A 7,200-nucleotide genomic window follows, 5' to 3' on the forward strand; every position below is an offset into this window, starting at 1 on the left:
GGCCCGGAGGCCGTGCCGCCGGAGGAGAGCAGCTCCTTCGACGACCGGATGCGCGAGAGGATGAGCCCCGAGCCCGACCCGCCCTTGAAGATCAGCCCCACTTCGCGGTACCAGTTGAGGATCGACTCCATCGTGTCGTCGACGGCCAGGATGAAGCAGGCGCTGACCTGCTGGGGAGAGCTGGTGCCGACGTTGAACCACACGGGCGAGTTGAAGCTGAACACCTGGTGCAGGAGCATCCAGGTCAGCTCGTGCTCGAAGATCGTGGCGTCGTCCTGGGTGGCGAAGTAGCCGTGCTCGACCCCGGCATCCACATAGGACTTCACGACGCGGTCGATGAGCTGCTTGAGCGAGTGCTCGCGGACCGGCGTGCCCACGGCACCGCGGAAGTACTTGCTGGTGACGATGTTGGTGGCGTTGACCGACCAGAACTCGGGGAACTCGACACCCCGCTGCTCGAAGTTGACCGAGCCGTCCCGCCAGTTGGTCATCACCACGTCGCGGTGTTCCCACGTGACCTCGTCGTACGGGTGCACGCCCTGGGTGGTGTACACGCGCTCGATCGTGAGCCGCTGTACTGCCGGTGCCCCCTGATCGGTCTCCACCGTCTCCGTCATGACCTCTCCCTCGTTACTCGCAAATGTCGGTGTGGCCGCGCTCGCTCCCGTGTACGGATCCACCGTCCGACGTGACCTTCTGCCCACCGCGTAGCGCCGTCTGGTGCGGCTTCTACTCATTCCTCTTTGCCCTGATCGATCGCCTTGCGCAGCCCGGCGATCTCCTTCTCGAAGTCCTCAATGGACGAAAAGCTCCGGTAGACGCTGGCGAAGCGCAGGTAGGCGACCTCGTCCAGCTCCCTCAGCGGACCCAGGATCGCCAGGCCCACCTCGTGGCTCGGCACCTCGGCGGCACCGGTCGACCGGATCGTGTCCTCGACCTTCTGCGCCAGCTGCTGGAGTGCGTCCTCGTCGACCGGCCGCCCCTGGCAGGCGCGGCGCACCCCCGTGACCACCTTCTCGCGGCTGAACGGCTCGGTCACCCCGGACCGCTTGACGACCGCCAACACCGCCTCCTCGACGGTGGTGAACCGCCGACTGCACTTTGCACATGACCGCCGCCGCCGGATGACCTGCCCGTCGTCCACCTCGCGGGAGTCGACGACCCGGGAATCCGAGTGGCGGCAGAACGGACAGCGCACGGGTCACCCCAACCTGGTGATCAACTTGTGGACAACTAGTGGACAAGTCCACCCCAACCTGTGGATGAACTACAGCACTGTAACTACTAGATGTTGGGGTCGACGGTAGGCCTAGACGCCACATGATGCAAGTCGACACGGACGCGACACGCGGGCCGAGCAACCGTCGTGACGCATGCCACTGCGAGCGGCGGCAAGTCCCCCAGGTGACCGAAGGGGGAGGCTAACCCGGACCGGGTGCGGGCTCCGAAGCCGGGGCGGCGGTCAGACCAGGGGGCCGGCCACAGCGGTGGGAGGTCGCCGCGTGGCTCGAGGTAGTGGAGCCGAGTGGACGAACGACAGCGGGGAAGAAGGTAGCCGCATGAGCACAGCGACGGCAGGGAACCGACCACAACGACCAAGGGAGCAAGAGCAGGAGAGCAAGGCGCAGAAGGCGAATAGCGACAGGCGAACGGCAAGAAGCGAGGCGAGGCGAGGCGAGAGGCGAACATCGAGGGGCAGAAAAAGGACGATATCGGAGGTGCCGCGCAAAGGGCGGGGTCGAATGACACACAGGACAGTCACGGTGGCCGAAAGAGGCCCAGCAGCGGAAGCGGCAGGGAGGCGATCGAACATGCCCACCAGACAGGCAGGGCAGCCATAGAAGGCGGACCAGCAGGGCGAAGAGCCGCGAGCAAGGAGACACCAAGAAATGGACCGGAAGGCGACAAGCGTCAGGCCAACAGCAACTAGCCAACAGCAACAGGCGATGCGCCAACCAGGCAAGCACAAAGCAACCACAACGGACTGCCGTTAGCCGGGTATTCCGTACATGGCCGTTGACCTGCGGCGATGATCGGGACGCTGCTCCGACTCAAGATCGTGATCAGCCAAAACTCGATCATGTGCGGAAAACGGGGCTAGCAGAACGACAACCTAGGCAGCGAAGCCACAACTCGCCCCCACCGCACGCCCACAAACTGGGCTTGACCAAACCACACCCCGCGCCAAGCCCTCCCCACACCAACAACCGGACCCGCCAAACCACACCCCTTACCAAGCCCGCCACCGCAGACCAACAACTGGACCTGACCAAACCGCACCCTCGCCAAGCCCGCCACCCCACACCAACAACCGGGCCTGACCAAACCGCACCCTTGCCAAGCCCGCCCCACACCCCTCCCCGCCCCCGGACCGCCCCCACCCCCGACCCCGGCCACCCCGGCCCACACCACCAGACCAATTACCGAGAGAACGGGACAGTCAACGGCTGCCCAGGCTCCACACCCCCATCGATCCCGTTCAACTCCTCGATCCGCTCCACCACGGCCGAAGGATCCGCCGAAGGCGCCACCCGCCCGGCCAGCTCCCACAGACTCTCCCCCGGCAACACCCGCACGACCTTGGTCGTCGACGGCACGACGGGCGCGGTCGAGGACGCCAACGCCCCCAGTCCGAGTACCGCCGCACACGCGACCGACGCCACCGCCAACACCCAGACGAGTGAAAGCCGGGGCCCCTGCGGCGCGCAGGAGCGCCGGGCGAGCACCCGAGGCGCGCCAGCCACCCGCGCACGTCGTGTCGGGGGCCGGCCCGGCGCCACGCGACGCACGACCGGCCTCGTGCGCGGAACCGGAACCAGGGCCTCGACCTCAGGCTTGTGGGTCGTCGCGCTCATAGATGCCTCCTGACCACTCATCGAACACTCGCGCGAAGGTCGAACAGCAGTTCGATCGAACCTCCGTGCGATTTTGTACCACGGGGCACCGACAAAAAACGAGACCCGTCCGGCGTGTCGTCGAACAGGTGTTTGATCTCCAGGTGACCTACGGATAACGTCGAAGACGAACACGAACATTCCGGCCGCCACGCACGGCGCGCCGGCACGCAGGGAGGCCATGCAGTGCCACGCAAACCAGGAGGAATACCGAAGGGCGTACCCAAGCGGAAGCCGTTGCGGGGCAACCTACGCAGTTTCCCCGACGTCGCGCAACCGGACGGGGAGGACCTGCCCGTCCGCCAGCGGGAGGTCCTCGAGGTGATCCGCACGTGGGTGGAGCGGTTCGGCTACCCACCGAGTGTCCGGGAGATCGGCGAGGCGGTCGGCCTGACGTCCACGTCCTCCGTCGCCTACCAGCTGCGGGCGCTGGAACAGAAGGGCTACCTGCGGCGGGACCCCAACCGGCCGCGGGCCATCGGGGTGCTGCCGGCGGACGTCGACCCGGCCGCGGTCACGGCGGCGGCCGCGCTCGAGACGCCGCCGACGAGCAGGTACGCCGCGGTGGACGTGCCCGTCCTCGGTCGCATCGCCGCCGGTGGGCCGATCCTCGCGGAGGAAGCCGTCGAGGACGTCTTCCCGCTGCCCAAGGAGATCGTCGGCGAGGGATCGCTGTTCCTGCTCCGGGTCGCCGGTGACTCGATGGTCGACGCGGCGATCACCGACGGGGACTGGGTCGCGGTGCGGCAACAGCCCACGGCCGAGAACGGCGAGATCGTCGCCGCGATGATCGAGGGCGAGGCGACCGTCAAGACGTTCAAGCGCGAGGACGGGCACGTCTGGCTGCTGCCCCACAACGAGGCGTACGAACCGATTCCCGGTGACGACGCCACGATTCTCGGCAAGGTCGTCGCCGTATTGCGCCGGCTCTAGAAATGCCGCGCGGCGACCGTGGCAACAGCCCGCCTCCCCCACGGTCGCCGCGGCATTTCGTCAACGCGTCCGACTCCGGCGCGAAGATCGGAACAGCAAATAGATCGCCCCGATAACGGCAACCGTCACGGCGACCGCCGGGATGACCGGGAGGCCTTCCTTCTTCTCGGGAGCGGCGGAGACACCGGACGCCGACTTCGGCTCGGCCGTCCTGGACGGCGCTGGTTTCGGTGCCGCGACCGCCGCCGCGCCCGCCACCACGTTCATGCTCTGCGTCGCGTCGTCCCGTCCCGTCTCCGAGCCGGACACGAGCGAGCCGTCCGGCTGGAAGGCGATGGCCTCGCCCTGCGGCTCGTTCGGCAGGGGCACCCGCACCGGCGTCGCCGACAACGCCTTCACGATGTCCCCGTCGGACACCGGGAACAGGTACGCGTCGGTGTAGGTCCGCACGGCGATCACCGTGCCGTCCGCACTGGTCGCCGCGCCGGTCACGAGGACCGAGCCGACCGCGCCCGGCAGCGGTCCGCCGGGCGTTCCCGTGCTGGTCAGCCGCAGGCTCGCGACCTTCTCCAGCGGCGTCGGCCCCGGTGACGCGAGTGGCCCGGTCGGCCGGTACACACCCGCGGTGCCGAGCGGGGTCTTGGTGATGACGTACGGGACGCCGGTACGGTCCAGCAGCAACGCCTCCGCGTCGTGCTTGCCGTCCGGGTACGTGAGCCGGTACAGCGCGGTGTCGCCGGCGGGGGTCAGCGAGATCAACGCGATCGTGTCGCGGTCCTCGTCGTTGTCGCCGGTGTCGGACAGCCAGAACGTGCCGTCGGCGCCGCGCGCGAGGTCCTCGACGTCGTAGGGGTCGACCGCGCCGGTGATCGAGTCCTGCACCTGGCAGTCCTTGCCGAGCACCCACACCTTCGCGGACGTGCCGCCGTCGTCGATGGCGTACCAGTGCTGGTCGTCGGCCACGAGACCGGACAGCTCAGCCAGCCGGGGGTCGGTGATCGTGCACGCCGGGACGGGTGCGGGCACCGGATCGGCCGCTGCTGGGGCCGCGAGGAGCAGCCCCAGCAGGACCGCAAGCGTCACCGACCGCACCCGCACACCTCCCGTGAGCCCCATCAGGAACCCACGGTAGCGGGATCTACGCGGAGGTGCCGTTGACGATGTAGCTCTCCAGCACCCCGGCCAGGTCCGGCTTGACCTTCGCGGTCAGCTCGGTGCCGTGTTCGGTGTGCCGCTCGGCCAGGACCTCGCCGTCGCGGTGCACGCGGGCGACCAGCTCACCCCGCGCGTACGGCACGAGCACGTCGACCTGGACCTCGGGGCGTGGCAGCAGCTCGGCCAGCCGCTCCCGCAGCTCCTCGATCCCGGTGCCGGAGTGCGCGGACACGTACACCGCGGCCGGTAGCAGGTGGCGCAGGCGGGCGAGCGCCAGCTGGTCCATCGCGTCGGTCTTGTTCACCACGACCAGCTCGGTCGGCAGCGCCTCGTCGCGCCGGTCGGCGATCTCGCCGAGGACCTCGCGCACGGCCTCGACCTGCCACTCCGGGTTCGGGTCGGAGCCGTCGACCACGTGCAGGATGAGGTCGGAGTCGGCGACCTCGTCCAGCGTGGAGCGGAACGCCTCGACCAGCTGGTGCGGCAGGTGCCGCACGAACCCGACGGTGTCGGTCAGCGTGTAGACGTGCCCGTCCGGCGTGGTGGTCCGGCGCGTGGTGGCGTCCAGGGTGGCGAACAACGCGTCCTCCACCAGCACGCCCGCACCGGTCAGCGCGTTGAGCAGGCTCGACTTGCCGGCGTTGGTGTACCCGGCGATCGCGACGCTCGGCACGAGGTTGGCCCGCCGCTGGCTCCGCTTGGTGTCCCGCACGGTGCCCATCGCGCCGATCTGCTTGCGCAGCCTGGAGATCTTGTGCCGGATGCGCCGCCGGTCGGTCTCCAGCTTCGTCTCACCGGGACCACGCAGACCCACGCCGCCGTTGCCGCCACCCGCACGGCCACCGGCCTGGCGGGACAGCGCCTCACCCCAACCACGCAGGCGGGGCAGGAAGTACTGCAGCTGGGCCAGCTCGACCTGGGCCTTGCCCTCCCGGGACCGCGCGTGCTGCGCGAAGATGTCCAGGATCAGCGCGGTCCGGTCGATGACCTTGACCTTGAGCTTCGCCTCCAGCTGGCGCAGCTGCGACGGCGAGAGCTCCCCGTCGCAGATGACCGTGTCGGCGCCGGTCGCGGCAACCACGCCGGACAGCTCGGTGACCTTGCCGGAGCCGATGTAGGTGGACGGGTCGGGCCGGTCGCGCCGTTGCACGAGCCCTTCGAGGACCTCGGAACCGGCGGTCTCGGCGAGCCTGGCCAGCGCGGCGAGGGACGCCTCGGACTGCTCGGCACTGCCCTCGGTCCAGACGCCGACGAGGATGACCTTTTCGAGCCTGAGTTGGCGATACTCGACCTCAGTGATGTCCGCCAGCTCGGTGGACAACCCGGCGACGCGCCGGAGCGCGGCGCGGTCGGAGAGTTCGAGTTCACCAACAGAGAGCTCAGCCAGGTCAGTCAACCCGTCTTCGGCTTGCTGATGATTGAGATTCTCTGTCACTCGGTGAGACCCTCCGTTCAGTCGCCTTCTGTGAACCCATGTTCGCATGGTTCAGCGACCGGATCGAGCGAGTTATTCCCCGAGCCCGTCCCACCAAACCTGGTCCAGCTCGCCGCGGGCGGTGAAAACCGCTGGTCCGGACAGGGTGGCGCCATCCGGCGCGACCGTCACGCGCACCCGTCCGCCCGGCACGTCGACCGTGGCGGCGCCGCGGTGCTCACCGCGCGTGAACAGCACGCCGGTGACCGCGGCCACCGTCCCGGTGCCACACGACCGGGTCTCGCCGACGCCCCGTTCGTGCACGCGCATGCGCAGCCGGTCAGGGGCCTCGACGAACACGAACTCGATGTTCACACCTTCGGGGAAGACGTCCGGGTCGTAGAGCGGTTGGACGGTCAGGTCCAGGGACGCGAGCTTGTCCACGTCCTCGAGCACGCACACCAGGTGTGGGTTGCCGACGTTGACGGCGACCCCGGCGACCGTGCCGCCTCGGACCGTGGCCAGCGACGTACCCGTGACCCTGGCCGGGCCCATCTCGACGGTGATGTCGTCGGTGACGGTCACCTTCCGGGTGCCGGCGCGGGTGCCGATGGTGAACTCGGGCTCGTGCACCAGGCCGGCGTCGACCAGGTAGCGGGCGAACAGGCGTACGCCGTTGCCGCACATCTCGGCGATCGAGCCGTCGGCATTGCGGTAGTCCATGAAGAACTCCGCCTCGGCTGCCATTTCCTTGCCATCCGGGTCGTTCTCGGCCCGGACCACCCGCAGCACGCCGTCGGCGCC

At 68.9% G+C, this 7,200-nt stretch carries 6 protein-coding genes and 1 pseudogene; 1 reads left to right on the plus strand and 6 read right to left on the minus strand.

What is annotated here, in order from left to right; all coding sequences use genetic code 11:
* The 3 genes and pseudogenes from ACJ73U_RS36375 to ACJ73U_RS36385 all read right to left on the minus strand — a co-directional run.
* Positions 1-617 (minus strand): annotated as a pseudogene (locus ACJ73U_RS36375) (vitamin B12-dependent ribonucleotide reductase); the annotation flags it as partial.
* Positions 618-733: 116 nt separating this feature from the next.
* Positions 734-1,198: a transcriptional regulator NrdR gene (gene nrdR, locus ACJ73U_RS36380; RefSeq protein ID WP_407782294.1), complete on the minus strand. Its 465-nt coding sequence runs from the start codon at positions 1,196-1,198 to the stop codon at positions 734-736.
* Positions 1,199-2,420: 1,222 nt separating this feature from the next.
* Positions 2,421-2,855 (minus strand): LysM peptidoglycan-binding domain-containing protein, encoded by a 435-nt coding sequence (locus ACJ73U_RS36385; RefSeq protein WP_407782295.1) that lies wholly within the window; start codon positions 2,853-2,855, stop codon positions 2,421-2,423.
* Positions 2,856-3,131: 276 nt separating this feature from the next.
* Here ACJ73U_RS36385 and lexA point away from each other — a divergent pair, with 276 nt between their 5' ends.
* Entirely contained in the window at positions 3,132-3,827 is a 696-nt protein-coding gene (gene lexA / locus ACJ73U_RS36390) for a transcriptional repressor LexA (RefSeq protein ID WP_407782299.1), read from the plus strand.
* Between the two features lie 60 nt (positions 3,828-3,887).
* Here lexA and ACJ73U_RS36395 read toward each other — a convergent pair whose 3' ends face one another.
* The 3 genes from ACJ73U_RS36395 to dapF all read right to left on the minus strand — a co-directional run.
* Positions 3,888-4,943, minus strand: coding sequence for a hypothetical protein (locus ACJ73U_RS36395; protein ID WP_407782296.1), 1,056 nt, complete (start codon positions 4,941-4,943; stop codon positions 3,888-3,890).
* Between the two features lie 22 nt (positions 4,944-4,965).
* Positions 4,966-6,417, minus strand: a complete 1,452-nt coding sequence (gene hflX, locus ACJ73U_RS36400) for a GTPase HflX (protein WP_407782297.1) — start codon at positions 6,415-6,417, stop codon at positions 4,966-4,968.
* Between the two features lie 72 nt (positions 6,418-6,489).
* Positions 6,490-7,200: diaminopimelate epimerase (gene dapF, locus ACJ73U_RS36405; RefSeq protein WP_407782298.1), on the minus strand; the 711-nt coding region annotated here is incomplete at its 5' end.

Origin of the sequence: Actinophytocola sp. (genome assembly GCF_045807065.1) — a bacterium.
In the GTDB taxonomy this organism is placed as follows: Bacteria; Actinomycetota; Actinomycetes; order Mycobacteriales; family Pseudonocardiaceae; genus Actinophytocola.

Bases quoted from the DNA above. Each gene is read 5' to 3' on its own strand.
- ACJ73U_RS36385 (WP_407782295.1), bottom strand. From the start codon at position 2,855: ATGAGCGCGACGACCCACAAGCCTGAGGTCGAGGCCCTGGTTCCGGTT.
- ACJ73U_RS36395 (WP_407782296.1), bottom strand. From the start codon at position 4,943: ATGGGGCTCACGGGAGGTGTGCGGGTGCGGTCGGTGACGCTTGCGGTC.